Consider the following 17,378-nt stretch of genomic DNA (forward strand, 5'->3'; position numbering starts at 1 on the left):
CGTCCGGGTCGGTGCGCAGCGCCTTCAGCAGGCCCCACATGTAGAACGCCAGGATGAACGAGAACGGCAGGCCGCACAGCACCACCGCCGTCTGCATCGCGCTGAAGTTGCCGGCCAGCAACAGGCCGACACTGGCCACGGTGATGCCCGCCGCCCAGAACACGCGCAGCCAGATCGGCGCGTCATGCCCATCCTCCACGCCATCATCGACACGCCGGGTGCACAGGTTGGCGATCATCAGCGTGCCCGAATCGACCGGGGTCAGGAACAACACGAAACCAATCACCACTGCCGCACCAGCGATGTACGGCGCCGCGGGCAGGTACTCCAGCAGCTTGAACAGGGTCATCGCCGCATCGTGCTGGGCCACTTCGCCCAGCACCGCCTGGCCATGGTTCAGCACAAGGTCGATGGCGGTGTTGCCGAAGATCGACAGCCATGCCAGGGTGAAGCCCAGCGGGATCAACAGCACGCCCATGATCACTTCGCGGATGGTGCGGCCGCGCGAGATGCGCGCCACGAACAGTCCCACGAACGGCGCCCAGGCAATCCACCACGCCCAGTAGAACAACGTCCACGAGCCCATCCACTCACGCCCCTTCGGGTCGTTGAGGTACATGTCGAAGCTCTTGCGCACGAACGCGCCCAGGTAATCGCCGGTGTTCTGCACCAGGCCATCGAACAGGTGCAGGGTCGGGCCGGTCGCCAGCACGAACAGCAGCAGCAGGCACAGCAGGCGCACGTTGAGGTTGGACAGCCAGGCGATGCCCTTCTCCACGCCGGCAACCACGCCGATGGTGGCCACGACCATCATCACCAGCACGATGGCCACCAGCACCTGCGGCGTATCCGGGATGTGGAACAGGTAGACCAGGCCGGACTGCACCACCAGCGCACCGATGCCAAGGTTGGTGACCATCGAGATCAGCGTCGCGAGGATGCCGAAGCCATCGACCATGTCGCCGATGCGGCCATGCATGCGCTCGCCGAAGATCGGGTACAGCGCCGAACGCAGGGCCAGCGGCAGGTTGCGGCGGTAGGCGAAGTAGCCCAGCGCCACGCCGACCAGTGCGTATAGCGCCCAGCCATGCAGGCCCCAGTGCAGGAAGGTCAGCACCATCGCTTCGCGGCCCGCAGCGACGGTGCCGCCGGGCTGCCCGGGCGGGTTGAGGAAATGATCGAGCGGCTCGTAGGCGCCGTAGTACAGCAGCGCGATGCCGATGCCGGCCGAGAACAGCATCGACACCCAGGCCACGTAGCCGAACGCCGGCGATTCCTCGTTATGGCCCAGGCGGATGCGCCCATACGGCGAGAACGCCAGCCACAGCACGAAGCCCAGGCAGGCGACGATAAGCAGCATGTACCACCAGCCGAATGCCGCCGAGACCTCGGCCTGGGCCCATTGCAGCCAGTGCTCGCTGGCCTCCGGGAAGAACACGGTCAACGCACCGAGGATACCGATGGAGACCGACGAACTGAAGAACACGAAACGGTTCAAGCGCAGGGGCGAGCGCTTGGGATGAGCCAGGGAAGACATGGGGTCGTCTCATCAGTCCAGGGGGGCACATGGGCGGGGCCGGACCGGAAACCGGGCCCATGGCGTGGGGGCGCGACCGGCATCGTAGGGTTTATTGATTGAACGTTCAATCAATAAAAAGTATGATCTTCACCAGCCCGGTATTCCGGGTCGCAATCCGTGGAGAGACAATGCCGAAGAAAGGCGTGGAACCGGTCCGCCGCGAGCAGCTGATCCGGGCCACTTTCCAGACCATCGACGAGATCGGCATGGCCGATGCCACCGTCGCCACCATCGCAAAGAAGGCCGGCCTGTCCAGCGGCATCGTCGCCCATTACTTCGGCGACAAGGACGGCCTGCTCAATGCGGCGATGCGGCAGATCCTGCGCGAGCTGAAGGCAGCCGTTGCCCGCTATCGCGACGCCGCCGCCGGCGACGCACGTTCACAGCTTCGCGCCATCGTCGATGGCAATTTCGACGACAGCCAGACCAACGGGACCGCCATGCGCGTATGGCTGACCTTCTGGGCCGCCAGCATGCATCAGCCGGAACTTGCGCGGCTGCAGCGCGCCAACGACCAGCGACTGTTCTCCAACCTCTGCCATCAGTTCAACCGCCAGTTGCCGCATGCACAGGCACGCCTGTCCGCACGCGGGCTGGCCGCGATGATCGACGGACTGTGGCTGCGCGGCAGCCTGGTCGGTGGTGACTTCAACGCCGACAAGGCGCGCCGCATCGCCTACGGCTACATCGATTTCCAGTTGCAGGCCAACGCGCCCTGAGCGCGCCACGACCCCGCCCCATCCCTTCCAGGAGCAAGCCGATGACCACCCTGCCCGTGCAACAGCTGTACATCCACGGCCGCCGCGTCGACGCCACCAGCGGCAAGACCTTCCAGACCGTCAACCCTGCCAATGGCCAGGTGCTGGCCGACGTGCAGATCGCCAGTCGGGCCGATGTCGAACGCGCCGTTGAAAGCGCCAGCGACGGCCAGAAGGTATGGGCAGCGATGACCGCCATGGAGCGCTCGCGCATCCTGCGCCGTGCCGTCGAGATCCTGCGCGAGCGCAACGACGAGCTGGCCCACCTGGAAACCTTGGATACCGGCAAGGCGCTGGCCGAAACCACCACGGTGGACATCGTCACCGGTGCCGACGTGCTGGAGTACTACGCCGGCCTGGCCACCGCCATCGAGGGCATCCAGCTGCCGCTGCGCGAATCGAGCTTCTTCTATACCCGCCGCGAGCCGCTGGGCGTGGTCGCCGGCATCGGCGCCTGGAACTACCCGATCCAGATCGCCATGTGGAAGTCGGCCCCGGCCCTGGCCGCCGGCAACGCAATGGTGTTCAAGCCGTCCGAAGTGACCCCACTGACCGCGATCAGGCTGGCCGAGATCTACACCGAAGCCGGCGTGCCGGACGGCGTGTTCAACGTCGTGCAGGGCCCGGGCCGCGAGATCGGCAACTGGCTGACCGAGCACCCGGTGATCGAGAAGATCTCCTTCACCGGCGGCGTGGCCACCGGCAAGAAGGTCATGGCCAGCGCCGCGTCCTCGTCGCTGAAGGAAGTGACGATGGAACTGGGCGGCAAGTCGCCGCTGGTGATCTGTGACGACGCCGATCTGGACCGGGCCGCCGACATCGCGGTGATGGCCAACTTCTTCAGCTCCGGCCAGGTCTGCACCAACGGCACCCGCGTGTTCGTGCCGCGCAGCATGCTGGCCGCGTTCGAAGCTGCCGTGGTGGAGCGCGTCAAGCGCATCCGCATCGGCGACCCGATGGTCGCCGAGACCAACTTCGGCCCGCTGACCAGTTTCCCGCACATGGAAAACGTGTTGCGCTTCATCGAAAGCGGCAAGAGCGAAGGCGCGCGCCTGCTGACCGGCGGCGGCCGTGCCACCGACGGTGCCCTGGCCGACGGCGCCTATGTGCTGCCGACCGTGTTCTCCGACTGCCGCGACGACATGACGATTGTCCGCGAAGAGATCTTCGGGCCGGTGATGAGCATCCTCGCCTACGACGACGAGGACGAAGTGGTGCGTCGCGCCAACGACACCACCTTCGGCCTGGCCGCAGGTGTGGTCAGCAAGGACATCAGCCGCGCACATCGCATCATCCATCGCCTGGAAGCCGGCATCTGCTGGATCAACACCTGGGGCGAGTCGCCGGCGGAAATGCCGGTCGGTGGCTACAAGCAGTCCGGCGTTGGCCGCGAGAACGGTATCTCCACCCTCGGCCACTACACCCGCATCAAGTCGGTGCAGGTCGAGCTCGGCGACTACGCCAGCGTGTTCTGACCGGCGCGCCCTGAGCACCGCCCATCGTCCGGCCACCGCGCCGATCCGACATTCCGCCGGGACGCCTGCATGCAGCGCGCCCGGCCCGCAGGAGAGCAACCATGAGCACCCATAACGAGTACGACTACATCATCATCGGCGCCGGTTCGGCCGGCAACGTGCTGGCCACCCGCCTCACCGAAGATGCCGATGTCAGCGTGCTGCTGCTGGAAGCCGGTGGCCCGGACTACCGGCTCGATTTCCGTACCCAGATGCCCGCCGCTCTGGCGTTCCCGCTGCAGGGCCGCCGCTACAACTGGGCGTACAAGACCGATCCCGAGCCCTTCATGAACAACCGCCGCATGGACTGCGGCCGCGGCAAGGGCCTGGGCGGTTCGTCGCTGATCAACGGCATGTGCTACATCCGCGGCAACGCGATGGACTACGACAACTGGGCCAGCATGCCGGGCCTGGAAGACTGGACCTACCTGGACTGCCTGCCGTACTTCCGCAAGGCCGAAACCCGTGACATCGGCCCCAACGACTACCACGGCGGCGACGGCCCGCTGCGCGTCACCACGCCCAAGGCGGGCAACAACGAACTGTTCGCGGCGATGGTCGAGGCCGGCGTGCAGGCCGGTTACCCGCGCACCGACGACCTCAACGGCTACCAGCAGGAAGGCTTCGGCCCGATGGACCGCACGGTCACGCCGAAGGGACGCCGCTCCAGCACCGCCCGTGGCTACCTGGATCTGGCCAAGCCGCGCCCGAACCTGACCATCGTCACCCACGCGCTGACCGACCGCATCCTGTTCTCGGGCAAGCGCGCAGTGGGCGTGCAGTGGCTGCACAACGACCAGCCGCAGCGCGCCACCGCACGCCGCGAAGTGCTGCTCTGCGGCGGCGCCATCGCCTCGCCGCAGATCCTGCAGCGCTCCGGCGTCGGCCCGGCCGACCTGCTGCGCAGCCTGGACATCGACCTGGTGCACCACCTGCCCGGCGTCGGCGCCAACCTGCAGGACCATCTTGAGATGTACCTGCAGTACGAGTGCAAGAAGCCGGTCTCGCTGGCCCCGGCACTGAAGCTGTACAACCAGCCGGCGATCGGCGCCGAATGGCTGTTCCTGGGCACGGGTATCGGTGCCAGCAACCAGTTCGAAGCCGGCGGTTTCATCCGCAGCGATGCCGAATTCGACTGGCCCAACCTGCAGTATCACTTCCTGCCGGTGGCGATCAATTACAACGGCTCCAACCCGATCAAGGCGCACAGCTTCCAGATGCATGTCGGCTCGATGCGCTCGCCCAGCCGTGGCCGCATCCACGTGCGCTCGAAGGATCCGCGCGAAGATCCCAGCATCCTGTTCAACTACATGTCGCACGACCAGGACTGGCGCGAGTTCCGCTCGGCGATCCGGATCACCCGCGAGATCTTCGCGCAGCCGGCGCTGGCGCCGTACAGCGGCCGCGAGATTTCGCCGGGCAGCGCGCTGCAGACCGACGCGCAGATCGATGCGTTCGTGCGCGAACATGCTGAGACCGCCTACCACCCGTCGTGCTCGAACAAGATGGGCCACGCCGATGATCCGATGGCGGTGGTCGACGGCCAAGGCCGCGTGCACGGTCTGCAAGGCCTGCGCATCGTCGATGCGTCGATCATGCCGCAGGTGGTTACCGGCAACCTCAACGCACCGACCATCATGATCGCCGAGAAGCTGGCCGATGTGATCCGTGGGCGTACACCGCTGCCGCGCAGCACCGCACCGTACTACAAGGCCAACGGCGCGCCTGTGCGCAACAAGAGCTGAGTCTCCGGACATCGGAACATCCGCCGGGCACGGCCCGGCGCTACCAGGCGGGCTTTGCCTTCGGTCGCCGGGCACGGCCCGGCGCTACCACGCGCGCTCTGCCTTCGGTCGCCGGGCATGGCCCGGCGCTACCACGTGCGCTCTGCCTTCGGTCGCCGGGCACGGCCCGGCGCTACCACGCGCGCTCTGCCTTCGGTAGCGCCGGGCCATGCCCGGCGGCTTTTGACGCATGCGGCCGTGCAGTGTCCACCCTCTTCGCGTTTTCCCTACGGGACGGTATGCTGCGGAGAGCGGTTCTGGCGGATACTGTCCGCGCCGCATCCATCATTACGATTCCTGGAGGGGGAATATGAGTCTGGATCGTCCCTGGCTGCAGAGCTATCCGAAAGGCGTTCCCGCCGAAATCGACGTCAACGAGTTCCATTCGGTAGTTTCGGTCTTCGACGCCTCCGTCGCGAAGTACCGCGACCGACCGGCCTACTCCAGTTTCGGCAAGACCCTCACCTACGGTGAGACCGACGCCCTGGTCGAACAGTTCGCCGCTTACCTGCTGGGCGAGCTGAAGCTCAAGAAGGGCGACCGCGTCGCCCTGATGATGCCCAACTGCCTGCAATACCCGATCGCCACCTTCGGCGTGCTGCGTGCCGGCCTGACCGTGGTCAACGTCAACCCGCTGTACACCGCGCGCGAGCTGAAGCATCAGCTGGTCGATGCCGGCGTGACCGCGCTGGTGGTGGTGGACAACTTCGGCGACACCGTCGAACAGGTCATCGCCGATACCCAGGTCAAGCAGGTCATCACCACCGGCCTGGGCGACCTGCTCGGCGCCAAGGGCACGATCGTCAACTTCGTGCTCAAGTACGTCAAGAAGATGGTGCCCAACTACCACCTGAAGGGCGCGATCCGCTTCAAGCAGGCGCTCAGGCTGGGCAGCCGCCACACCCTGCCGAAGGTCGAGATCGACCATGACGACGTGGCGTTCCTGCAGTACACCGGCGGCACCACCGGTGTGGCCAAGGGCGCGATGCTGACCAACCGCAACCTGATCGCCAACATGCAGCAGGCCTCGGCCTGGATCAGCGCATCGGGCATCGAGATGGGCAAGGAATGGATCATCACCGCCCTGCCGCTGTACCACATCTTCGCGCTGACGGCCAACGGCCTGGTCTTCATGAAGTTCGGTGGCTGCAACCACCTGATCACCAACCCGCGTGACATGAAGGGCTTCGTCAAGGAGCTCAAGTCGGTGCGCTTCACCGCGATCACCGGCGTCAATACGCTGTTCAACGGCCTGCTCAACACCCCCGGCTTCGACACCGTCGATTTCTCCTCGCTGAAGGTGACCCTGGGCGGCGGCATGGCCGTGCAGCGTGCGGTCGCCGAGCGCTGGAAGAAGACTACCGGCGTCACCCTGGTCGAGGCCTACGGCCTGACCGAGACCTCGCCGGCGGCCTGCATCAACCCGCTTACCCTGGCCGAGTACAACGGCTCGATCGGCCTGCCGATTCCGTCCACCGATGCCTGCATCAAGGACGACAACGGCAACATCCTGGCGCTGGGCGAAGTGGGCGAACTGTGCATCCGCGGCCCGCAGGTGATGAAGGGCTACTGGCAGCGCCCGGAGGAAACCGCCAAGGCCATCGACGCCGACGACTGGCTGCACACCGGCGACATGGCGAAGATGGACGAGCACGGCTTCTTCTACATCGTCGACCGCAAGAAGGACATGATCCTGGTGTCCGGCTTCAATGTGTACCCCAATGAAGTCGAAGACGTGATCGCGATGATGCCGGGCGTGCTGGAAGTGGCCGCGGTCGGCGTACCGGACGAGAAGTCCGGCGAGGTGGTCAAGGTGGTCATCGTCAAGAAGGACCCGAACTTGACCGCCGAGATGGTCAAGGAGCACGCCCGGGCCAACCTGACCGGCTACAAGCACCCCAGAATCGTTGAATTCCGAAAAGAGCTGCCGAAGACCAACGTCGGCAAGATCCTGCGTCGCGAACTCCGCGATACGCCCGCCCCGTAAGGGTTTCGGGAAAGTTGAACGCGCTCAGGCCCGGGTCGGCAACGACCCGGGCCTTTTCGCATGCGCGGGGCCGGGGCCGGTGTAGCATCGCCGCGTGAGTGGACCGTTCGGCCCGCCGGCCACCACCTTGATCTGCGGGCCGCACCGCCGAGGACCCTTCCATGAGTACCATCGAAAAGCTGCCCAGCAGCGGCTCGCCCTATGCCACCATCCGCACCCAGGACAGCGCCGACGGCGACGCACACTGGCTGTTCATGCACGCCGACGCCGCCACCGGCGTGCGTCCCTGCTGCCGCAAGGACATGCTGGACGAGATGTGGAGCTACATGAGCGCCATCACCCGCGGCCCGGCGCAGCGCCACAGCGGCCAGCTGCGCCATTTCGTGCTGGCCTCCGACGCCGCCGCCTACAACCTGGGCGGCGACCTGGACCTGTTCACCCGCCTGATCCGCGAAGGCAACCGCGACCTGCTGCTGACCTACGCCCAACGCTGCGTGGAGGGCGTTCACCACCTGCACACCGGCTTCGGCGGCGACGTCCGCTCGATCGCCCTGATCCAGGGCGATGCGCTGGGTGGTGGCCTGGAAATGGCCCTGGCCTGCCACATCATCGTGGCCGAGGAAGGGTGCGGCATGGGCCTGCCCGAAGTGCTGTTCGGCCTGTTCCCGGGCATGGGCGCCTACTCGTTCCTGTGCCGCCGGGTGGCGCCGCAGCTGGCCGAAAAGATCATCCTCGATGGCCGTATCTACAGCGCCGAGGAGATGCACGCGATGGGCGTGGTCGACGTGCTGGTCAGGAAAGGAGAAGGCCGCAGCGCGGTCGAAGAGATGATCCGCCAGCAGCAGCGCCTGCCGCAGTCGTACCTGGCAATGAATGCCGCGCGCAACCTGGCACAGGCGGTCAGCTATGACGAACTGCTGGAAATCACCAAGGTCTGGGTCGATTCGGCACTGGCCCTGGGCGATCGTTCGCTGCGCACCATGGACCGTTTGATCAAAGCGCAGACCCGACGCGCCAATCTGGATGTGGCCTGATACGTTCCCCTCCCCCGCAGGGTTCAAGCCCGGCTGGCCACCGGGCTTTTTTTATGCGGCGCGCAGTCATCGACAACCCGCCGCGCAGGTCCGGCTCTACCGCTCGCCGTCGTCGGCCACGCCGCGTGCCTTGCGTTCGGCGCGCGCATCAAGCGCCTGCCGGCCTTCCTTGATGGCCCCCTGCAGCACCGCAAGACGCTGCCGCCATTCGGCCTTGAGCTGCCAGTCGGCCATCCGCATCAACTCACCGGCGCGGTTGGACGCGCGCACCAGGCCCAGGTTGCTGGCCACGCCCTTGATCGCATGCGACTGCTCGCGGAAAGCGCCCCAGCGTGCCGCTTCACCATCACCTTCGGCCTTGCGCAGGCACGACTCGGCATCGTCCAGGCACTGGCGGATGAACTCGCGCTCGAAACCCTCGCCCATTCCCAGCGACGCCAGCTCATCAAGCACGCCGGTATCGAGCACGCCATCGAGGTTGGTGACGGTGCGCACGATCGGCGGCGCACTGGCCTTGAGCTGGGCGTTGTTGGCAATCTCGGCCAGGGTGTCCAGCAGGCGCACGGCCACCACAGGCTTGGCCAGGAACGCATGTGCACCGGCCTGGGTACAGCGCTGGATCGCTTCGGGTGTGACGTCGGCGCTGAGCACCAGCACCGGCGTGCGCGGGCCGCCGCCGGCCTGCATCACCCGCAACTCCTTCAGCATGTCCAAGCCACTCATGCCCGGCATGTGCAGATCGACGATGGCCGCATCGAACTCGCTTTCAGCCAGTGCGTCGAGCACCGCCTCGCCACCGTCGACGCACAGCACCCTGTGCCCGGCCTTCTGCAGCAGCCGCTGCAGCACCATGCGGTTGGCCTCGTGGTCGTCGGCGACCAGGATCTGCATGCTGCGCACGCGCGCGCGATGGCGCAGGAACGGATCGGCGAAGGCGATGACGTTGCCGCCGGCACCGGTTTCGTCGCCAGCAGCAAGGGTCGGTACCGCACCCGGGACCACCGGCTGCGGCGGCGCGAACGGCAGCTCCACCCAGAAGTGGCTGCCCTGCGGCGGGTTGTCCAGGTAACCGATCTCGCCCTCCATCGCTTCGACCAGCCCCTTGGCGATGGTCGTGCCCAGGCCGGTACCCTCATGGCGGCGGGCCATGCTGACGTCGGCCTGCTCGAAGGCCTCGAACAGACGCGGACGCATCGCCGGTGCAACACCGATGCCGGTGTCGAGAATGTCGAAGCGCAGCCGCACCCCACCCTGGGTGTCGGCGTGGACAACGCTGACGCGGATCTCGACGCGGCCGTGATCGGTGAACTTGACCGCGTTGCCAGCCAGGTTGAGCAGGATCTGCCGCAGATGCCCGACGTCGCCGCGCAGGGTCGGCGGCACGGTCTCGGCCACCTTCACCCGGTAGTCCAGCCGCTTGGCCTTGGCCTGCGGCAACAGGATCAGGCCGATCGCCTGCATCACTTCGGAAAGGACGAAATCCTCGGCAACCACGCGCAGTTTGCCGGCCTCGATCGCCGAGATGTCCAGCACTTCCTCGACCAGCGCCAGCAAACTGCGCGATGACGCCTGGATGGTACTCACGCACTCACGCTGCTCGTCATCCAGGCGCGTGGTCGCCAACACTTCTGTCATGCCATTCAATCCATTGAGTGGGGTACGAAACTCGTGGCTCATGTTGGCCAGGAATCGACTCTTGGCTTCGCTGGCGCGCCGCGCCTCGGCCATCGCTTCGGTCAACTGCCGCAGCAGCGTGGAAAAATACAGGGGAACCGCCGCCAGGCCAAGCCACAGGCCGATGGCCAAGCGTGCGTTCTGCTGCCAATAGGGGGTGGACAGCGCGGTACTGCCGAAGCTGACCATCGCCATCGCCACGGCCACATACAGGTAGTGGTTGCCGAAGCGCATGCCGTTGCCCACCGTCACCCACATCACCACGATGTAGACCCACGACAGCGGCTCGCCCATCTGGATCATGCCGGCGGCGATCAGGCCGTAGTCGGCCAGCATGCCCAGTACACGGCGCGGATCGGAACGCTGCGGCCGCCACAGCAGCCAGCCAAACAACAACAGCGACAGGCTCAGGCCGGTCAACACGATCGCCAGTACACCGACATACTGGGTGTGCGGCAGATCATGCCGCGCCGAAGGCAGCAGCACGTAAGCCAGGATCAGGCTGATCAGGACGATGCGGACGATCTGCTGCCCGTGCTCGCTGTCCTGCCGTTGCGACAGGCGTAACCGCAATCGCGACAGCAGGTGTCTCACGCGCCCAGCCCCGGCCGTGCGGAGGCGGTGGAATGCTCGGCGCAGATCTGCTCCAGCTGCTCACGGCCACGCAGCAACGCGTCCACGCAGCGCGGATCGAACAGGCGCCCGCGCTGGGCATACAGGTAGGCCATGGTGGCTTCCATCGTCCACGCTTCCTTGTACGGGCGCGGCGAGATCAGCGCATCGAACACGTCGGCCACGGCGACGATGCGTGCCTCCAGCGGAATCGCATCGCCGACCAGGCCATCGGGATAACCACTGCCGTCGTAGCGCTCATGGTGACGCAGCGCGATCAATGCACCCACCTGGATGAAACGGTTCTGGCTGCCGCTGAGCAGTTCATGGCCAATGCGTGGATGCCGGCGCATGATCGCCAGCTCCTCATCGTTGAGCTTGCCCTGCTTGAGCAGCACCGCATCGGGAATGGCGATCTTGCCCATGTCGTGCAGCGGCGCGGCCATCTCGATCAGCTTGACCTCGTCTTCCGGCAGGCCCAGCTGCTCGGCGATCAGGCCAGCCACGCGCGCCATGCGCTCAAGGTAGGCACTGGTGCCGGCATCACGGAACTCGATCGCACGCGCCAGCCGCGACAGCGTCTCGCGCTCGCGCTCCTCCACCTCGTGCATGCTGGCCAGCAACCGCTGCTCCAGCGACAGCGCGCGCTGCTTCACGTTCTCGGTCTGCTGGCGCAGCTGCAACAGGTTGTAGCAGCGTGCGCGCAGTTCGCGCGGGCGGATCGGCTTGACCAGGAAATCGATCACGCCGGCTTCCAGTGCTGCCTGGCGGATCGGCTCGTCACCCACCACGGTGATCAGGATCACCGGAATATCGCGATGCTTGGGCAGCCGGCGGAAGCGGCGGGCGAACTCCAGCCCGTCCATCTCCGGCATGCGGTAATCGAGAAGCAGCAGGTCGACCGGGTACGATTCGCACCACGCGAGCGCCGTCAACGGATCGCCGAAGTCATGCACGCTCAGTTCCGGCGCGATGTCCTCGATGACGTGACGGAGCATCGTCCGTGCGGAAGTCTGGTCATCGACGATGACGATGTTCAAGGCGTTCTCTGCCTGCTTTCTCGACCATGCTGAAAGGTCAGCGGGCGAGGATACCCCGCCGCTGTGCACGCTGGCACCCTGCATCGGCTCGACTCCCGTCACAAGCTCCCCGATTCATGATCGTCGTCACAATGTGAAGCGGATTCTCCACATTGCGGCCTCCCCCGACGCCATCAAGCCATAGCCGATGTCAAGGTTGTGCAATAACGATACGCCGAGTGCGGGATGCGTCAATGGCGCCGTCTCAAACCGAGACGACGCGCACAAACGGACGCCAGAAACGCCCGTCCGGTTACTGCTCCGGACGCATGTACGGGAACAGCAGCACATCGCGGATCGAGCTGCTGCCGGTCAGCAGCATCACCAGGCGATCGACGCCGATGCCAAGGCCGCCGGTCGGCGCCATTCCGTACTCCAGCGCACGGATGTAGTCGGCGTCGTAGTGCATGGCCTCGTCGTCGCCGCCTTCCTTCGCCGCCACCTGCGCCTGGAAGCGCTGGGCCTGGTCTTCCGGGTCGTTCAACTCGGAGAAGCCGTTGGCCAGTTCCTTGCCGTTGACGAACAGTTCGAAGCGGTCGGTATAGCCCGGATCGTTGTCGTTGGCGCGGGCCAGCGGCGAGACCTCCACCGGGTGATCGGTGATGAAGGTCGGCTGGATCAGGGTGTGCTCGACGGTGGCTTCGAAGATCTCCAGCAGCAGCTTGCCCCAGCCGTAGGACGGCTTGACGCGGATCTTCAGGCGCTCGCAATGGCGCAGCAGCGCATCACGGTCGGTGCAGTCGGCCGCGGAGATTTCCGGGTTGTGGTGGCGCACCGCCTCGTCCATGCGCCAGCGGCGGAACGCCGGGCCCAGATCGATGTTGGCGCCGTCCCACTCAACCACGGTGGTGCCGTTCACCGACTGTGCCACGTCACGGATCACGCCTTCGGTCAGGTCCATGATCTCGTTGTACGTGGCATAGGCCTCGTACAGTTCCATCATGGTGAATTCCGGGTTGTGGCGGGTGCTGACGCCTTCGTTGCGGAAGTTGCGGTTGATTTCGTAGACGCGTTCCAGGCCACCGACGGTCAGGCGCTTGAGGTACAGCTCCGGCGCCACGCGCAGGTACAGGTCAAGGTCCAGCGCGTTGTGGTGGGTGGTGAACGGCTTGGCCGCTGCGCCGCCGGGGATGTAATGCATCATCGGCGTTTCGACTTCGAGGAAGTCGCGGTTGTCCAGCCATGCACGCATCGCCCGGATGATCTTCGAGCGCTTGATGAAGACCGCGCGCGACTCCGGCGTCACGATCAGGTCGACGTAACGCTGGCGGTAGCGCTGCTCGACGTCAGCCAGGCCATGCCACTTGTCCGGCAGGGGGCGCAGCGACTTGGTCAGCAGGCGGATCGACTCGGCCCTGACCGACAGCTCGCCGGTCTTGGTGCGGGTCAGGCCACCTTCGACAGCGATGATGTCGCCCACGTCCCAGCCCTTGAAGGCGGTGTAGGCATCACCCAGCACGCTGCCCTGCAGGAACAGCTGGATGCGGCCCGATTCGTCCTGGATCTGGGCGAAGCTGGCCTTGCCCATGATGCGCTTGGCCATCAGGCGGCCGGCCATCTTCACCTGGCGGCCGTTGCCTTCCAGGGCCTCGGCGGTCCACTGCTCCGCATCGGCGAATTCTTCCTGCAGGCTGCCGGCGAAGTCTTCGCGACGGAAGTCGTTCGGGTACGCGATGCCCTGCCCGCGCAGCGCTTTGAGTTTCTCACGGCGCTCGGCGATCAACTTGTTTTCGTCGACGGGGGGGGTATCGGTAGCTTCGCTCATGGATCTGCGGGAATCGTGTAGTGAGGGGAGTGTTGCGCCCGGCGCAGCCGGTTGCCCAGCATACCAAAAGCGCCCTGCCCCGGCCCGCAGAGGGGTCAGATCCCTTTGCGCAGCAAAGGGAGCTAGGTGTCGCCCCGGCGTTGGGGTCAGATCCCTTTGCGCAGCAAAGGGATCTGACCCCAACGCCGGGGCGACACCTAGCCGTTCCCGGGGAACGCCTGCCGCAGCTCATCCACCAGCACCCGCTGGTTCTCCGAATAGTCCACCGGCACCGACACCAGATGCACGCCGCCCGCGGTGAAGGCCGCTTCCAGGATCGGAATGAACTGCTCGATCGCCGTCACCTCGTGCCCCTGGCAGCCATAGGCCTCGGCGTATTTGACGAAATCCGGATTGCCGAAGGTCATGCCGTAGTCGGCGAAACCATCCACCGCCTGCTTCCAGCGGATCATCCCGTAGGCGCCATCGTTGAGGATCAGCACCACCAGGTTCAGGCCCAGCCGCCGCGCGGTCTCCAGCTCCTGGCTGTTCATCATGAAGCCGCCATCGCCACACACCGCCAGCACGCGGCGCTGCGGGTACAGGATCGAGGCCATGATCGCCGACGGCAGCCCCGCGCCCATCGTTGCCAATGCGTTGTCCAGCAGCAGCGTATTGGCCACCTGGGTGCGGTAGTTGCGCGCGAACCAGATCTTGTACATGCCATTGTCCAGCGCCACGATGCCGTCCGGCGGCATCACCTGGCGCACGTCATGCACCAGCCGCTGCGGCGTGAAGCCGGCCTCTTCGGCGCGATCGGCGATGTGTTCCAGGATCGTCGCGCGCAACGGCAGCAGTGCAGCGGCGTTGTCCACCCTGCCCTCGATACGGTCGGCCAGCAGGGTCAGCGAGCGGCCGATATCGCCGATCACCTCCACCTGCGGGAAGTACACCTGCTCCACCGCGGCCTGCGAATAGCCGATGTGGATGACCGTGCGCCCACCCGGGCGCATCACGAAGGGCGGCTTCTCCGTCACCTCGTGGCCGATGGTCACGATCACGTCGGCCTGGTCGATGGCCATGTGCACGTAGTCGCGCTCGCTCAGTGCCGCCGTGCCCATGTACAGGCCCGAGCCACCGGCCACCGCGCCCTTGCCCATCTGCGTGGTGACGAACGGGATGCCGGCGCGCAGCACGAAGGCCGACAGCGCTTCGCTGGACTGCGGTCGCGACGCCGCCGAGGCGATCACCAGCAGCGGACGCTTGGCCTGGCGGATGATCTGCGCCGCACGGTCCAGCGCCTCGGGACTGGCGATCGGCCGATCCACCGGGTGTGGCGGGATCAGTGCAATGTCCTCGACCTCCATCGCCGCGATGTCCTCGGGCAGTTCCAGCAGCACCGGCCCGGGGCGCTCTTCCAGCGCCGTGCGGAAGGCCTCGCGGACGATGGTGGGGATGGTGCGCGCCGAAACGATCTGCCGCGCCGACTTGGTCAGCGGCTTCATCGTGCTGACGATATCCACGATCTGGAAGCGCGCCTGCTTGCTGGCCACGATGCCCTTCTGCCCGGTGATCATGATCACCGGCCACGCACCGAGCAGTGCATAGGCGGCACCGGTGGTGAAGTTCAGTGCACCCGGGCCGAGCGTGGCCAGGCACACGCCGGGCCTGCCGGTCAGGCGGCCGTAGGTGGCGGCCATGAACACGGCAGCCTGTTCGTGGCGGGTGATGACCAGCTCGATGCTGGAGTGGCGAAGCGACTCGACGACATCGAGGTTCTCTTCACCGGGAATGCCAAAAATGCGCTCGACGCCCTCGTTTTCGAGTGCGGCGACGAGCAGATCGGAACCCTTGGACATGGAATGACGTCCTTCTCGCAGTGCGTGATGATGGAACGTTGCAGGGATGCTGACAGGAACGGTGGATGGCCCGCGTCAACGGCGGTCGAACCACACCGTCTGCGCGTTGACGAACTCGCGGATGCCGAAGTGCGACAGCTCGCGGCCGAAGCCGCTCTTCTTCACTCCGCCGATCGGCACGCGTGGATCGGAGGCAGAGAAACCGTTGACGAACACGCCACCGGTCTGCAGCCGGCGCGCCNGCTGCATCGCGCGGGCGTGGTCGCCGGTCCACAGATTGCCGCTCAGGCCGAACTCGCTCTGGTTGGCCAGTTCCACCGCATGGTCGGCGTCGCGCGCGCGGCTGATCGACGCCACCGGCCCGAAGGTCTCGGTGTCGAAGGCCTGCATGCCTGGCTCGACACCCGCCAGCACGGTGGGTGCATAGAAACTGCCGGGGCGATCGAGCTGCTTGCCGCCCACCAGCAACTGCGCACCGGCCTCGACCGACGCACGCACCTGTGCATCAAGCTGTTCCAGCAGGTCCTGCCGGGCCATCGGCCCGATCCGGTTGCCGGCCTCGCGGCCATCGCCCACGCTCAGCGCCTGCACGCGCTCGCAGAACAGCGCCACGAAACGCTCATACACGGCGTCTTCGACGATGATGCGCTTGCCGGCAATGCACACCTGCCCGGTGTTCTGGAAGCGCGAGGCCACCGCGGCATCGACCGCCGCCTCCAGATTGGCGTCGGCCAGCACGATGAACGGATCCGAGCCACCCAGCTCCAGCACCACCTTCTTCAGCGCCTGCCCGGCCTGCGCGGCGATGCTGCGCCCTGCGGCGACGCTGCCGGTCAGGGTCACGGCGGCGATGCGGTCATCGGCGATGGCGGCACTGGTGCCCTCGCGGCTGATGTTGGCGGCGATGAAGGTGCCATCCGGCAGGCCCGCATCGCGCCACGCAGCGGCGAGCAGCCCGGCGGTGCCGACGATGTTCTCGGCCGGCTTCAGCAGGAAGCCGTTGCCGCCCATGAGGATCGGCACGGCCGCGCGCATCACCTGCCAGTACGGAAAATTCCACGGCATGATGCCGAGCACCACGCCCAGCGGCAGGTAGGAGACATAGGCCTTGTTGTCGGCCACCGCGGTGGGTTCATCGCGCAGGAACGCCGCACCGTTGTCGGCGTACCAGTCACACAGCACCGCGCACTTCTCGATCTCGGCCAGCGACTCGGCCTGGACCTTGCCCATTTCGGCGGTGGCCATGGCGGCCAGCGGTTCACGGTCGCGGCGCAGCACGGCAGCCATCGCACGCAGCACGCTCGCGCGCTGTTCCAGTGACTGCGCGCTCCAGGCCGCAAAACCGGCCTGGCCGCGGTCGAGGATGGCTTCCAGCTCGGCGTCGGTGGCGAAGGGGTGGCTGGCGATCTGCTGGCCGGTGGCCGGATCGCGGGAAATGGCAGCGGGGGCTGCGGGGGAAGCGGACATGCAGGTCTCCTGTTGTCTCGACAACGGGCGGCTGCCCGTTTCCGACAACGAATGTGGACCCGTTCGATGGCAGCAACAAGGCGTCTGCGTATCCTGTGACCTGTACTTACCTGCCTGAATGGGGTGGTTTCCCGGCAGGGCTGCGCCCTGCACCCGCAGAGGCAACNGCAACGGCNGAAGCAACAGCAANAGCGGCATTCCGTGAGATGGCGGGGTGGGNCCGGTGGCGGGGGACGCTGCAAGTACGTCCATGTAAGCTCGGTCGCCGCATCCATGCGGCTCACGCC

11 protein-coding genes are annotated in these 17,378 nt (G+C 66.2%); 5 read left to right on the forward strand and 6 right to left on the reverse strand.

What is annotated here, in order from left to right:
* The coding region (locus tag TEP_RS10205; RefSeq protein ID WP_132826503.1) for a BCCT family transporter at positions 1–1,537 on the reverse strand (1,537 nt) is incomplete at its 3' end.
* A 170-nt stretch (positions 1,538–1,707) separates the two neighbouring features.
* On the opposite strand from TEP_RS10205, the gene betI reads away from it, so the two are divergent.
* From betI to TEP_RS10230, 5 genes are all read left to right on the forward strand, one after another.
* Entirely contained in the window at positions 1,708–2,298 is a 591-nt protein-coding gene (gene betI, locus TEP_RS10210) for a transcriptional regulator BetI (RefSeq protein WP_032975469.1), read from the forward strand.
* A gap of 41 nt (positions 2,299–2,339) precedes the next feature.
* Entirely contained in the window at positions 2,340–3,812 is a 1,473-nt protein-coding gene (gene betB, locus TEP_RS10215; RefSeq protein WP_132825202.1) for a betaine-aldehyde dehydrogenase, read from the forward strand.
* Positions 3,813–3,913: 101 nt separating this feature from the next.
* Positions 3,914–5,596 (forward strand): choline dehydrogenase, encoded by a 1,683-nt coding sequence (gene betA / locus TEP_RS10220; RefSeq protein ID WP_132825203.1) that lies wholly within the window; start codon positions 3,914–3,916, stop codon positions 5,594–5,596.
* A 349-nt stretch (positions 5,597–5,945) separates the two neighbouring features.
* Entirely contained in the window at positions 5,946–7,622 is a 1,677-nt protein-coding gene (locus tag TEP_RS10225; RefSeq protein WP_132825204.1) for a long-chain fatty acid--CoA ligase, read from the forward strand.
* Between the two features lie 161 nt (positions 7,623–7,783).
* Positions 7,784–8,656, forward strand: coding sequence for a crotonase/enoyl-CoA hydratase family protein (locus TEP_RS10230; protein WP_132825205.1), 873 nt, complete (start codon positions 7,784–7,786; stop codon positions 8,654–8,656).
* 96 nt (positions 8,657–8,752) lie between these two features.
* Here the strand turns inward: TEP_RS10230 and TEP_RS10235 are convergent, their stop codons facing one another.
* From TEP_RS10235 to TEP_RS10255, 5 genes are all read right to left on the reverse strand, one after another.
* Positions 8,753–10,924: a response regulator gene (locus TEP_RS10235; protein ID WP_132825206.1), complete on the reverse strand. Its 2,172-nt coding sequence runs from the start codon at positions 10,922–10,924 to the stop codon at positions 8,753–8,755.
* On the reverse strand, positions 10,921–12,066 hold the full coding sequence (locus TEP_RS10240; RefSeq protein WP_132825207.1) for a two-component system response regulator: 1,146 nt from the start codon (positions 12,064–12,066) through the stop codon (positions 10,921–10,923). Before TEP_RS10240 ends, TEP_RS10235 begins: the two co-directional genes overlap by 4 nt.
* Positions 12,067–12,274: 208 nt before the next feature.
* Positions 12,275–13,786 carry a lysine--tRNA ligase gene (gene lysS / locus TEP_RS10245; protein ID WP_132825208.1) on the reverse strand — a complete coding sequence of 504 codons (1,512 nt, stop codon included), beginning with the start codon at positions 13,784–13,786 and terminating at the stop codon, positions 12,275–12,277.
* Positions 13,787–13,983: 197 nt separating this feature from the next.
* Positions 13,984–15,624, reverse strand: coding sequence for an acetolactate synthase large subunit (locus TEP_RS10250; RefSeq protein WP_132825209.1), 1,641 nt, complete (start codon positions 15,622–15,624; stop codon positions 13,984–13,986).
* Positions 15,625–15,699: 75 nt separating this feature from the next.
* Positions 15,700–17,091 carry an NAD-dependent succinate-semialdehyde dehydrogenase gene (locus TEP_RS10255; protein WP_132825210.1) on the reverse strand — a complete coding sequence of 464 codons (1,392 nt, stop codon included), beginning with the start codon at positions 17,089–17,091 and terminating at the stop codon, positions 15,700–15,702.
* Positions 17,092–17,378: the final 287 nt, after the last annotated feature.

It is taken from the genome of Stenotrophomonas sp. TEPEL, from assembly GCF_004348785.1.
In the GTDB taxonomy this organism is placed as follows: Bacteria; Pseudomonadota; Gammaproteobacteria; order Xanthomonadales; family Xanthomonadaceae; genus Stenotrophomonas; species Stenotrophomonas indicatrix.

Coding starts and splice junctions, on each gene's coding strand:
- betI (WP_032975469.1), top strand. CDS start 1,708: ATGCCGAAGAAAGGCGTGGAACCGGTCCGCCGCGAGCAGCTGATCCGG.
- betB (WP_132825202.1), top strand. CDS start 2,340: ATGACCACCCTGCCCGTGCAACAGCTGTACATCCACGGCCGCCGCGTC.
- betA (WP_132825203.1), top strand. CDS start 3,914: ATGAGCACCCATAACGAGTACGACTACATCATCATCGGCGCCGGTTCG.
- TEP_RS10225 (WP_132825204.1), top strand. CDS start 5,946: ATGAGTCTGGATCGTCCCTGGCTGCAGAGCTATCCGAAAGGCGTTCCC.
- TEP_RS10230 (WP_132825205.1), top strand. CDS start 7,784: ATGAGTACCATCGAAAAGCTGCCCAGCAGCGGCTCGCCCTATGCCACC.
- TEP_RS10240 (WP_132825207.1), bottom strand. CDS start 12,066: ATGCAGGGTGCCAGCGTGCACAGCGGCGGGGTATCCTCGCCCGCTGAC.
- lysS (WP_132825208.1), bottom strand. CDS start 13,786: ATGAGCGAAGCTACCGATACCCCCCCCGTCGACGAAAACAAGTTGATC.
- TEP_RS10250 (WP_132825209.1), bottom strand. CDS start 15,624: ATGTCCAAGGGTTCCGATCTGCTCGTCGCCGCACTCGAAAACGAGGGC.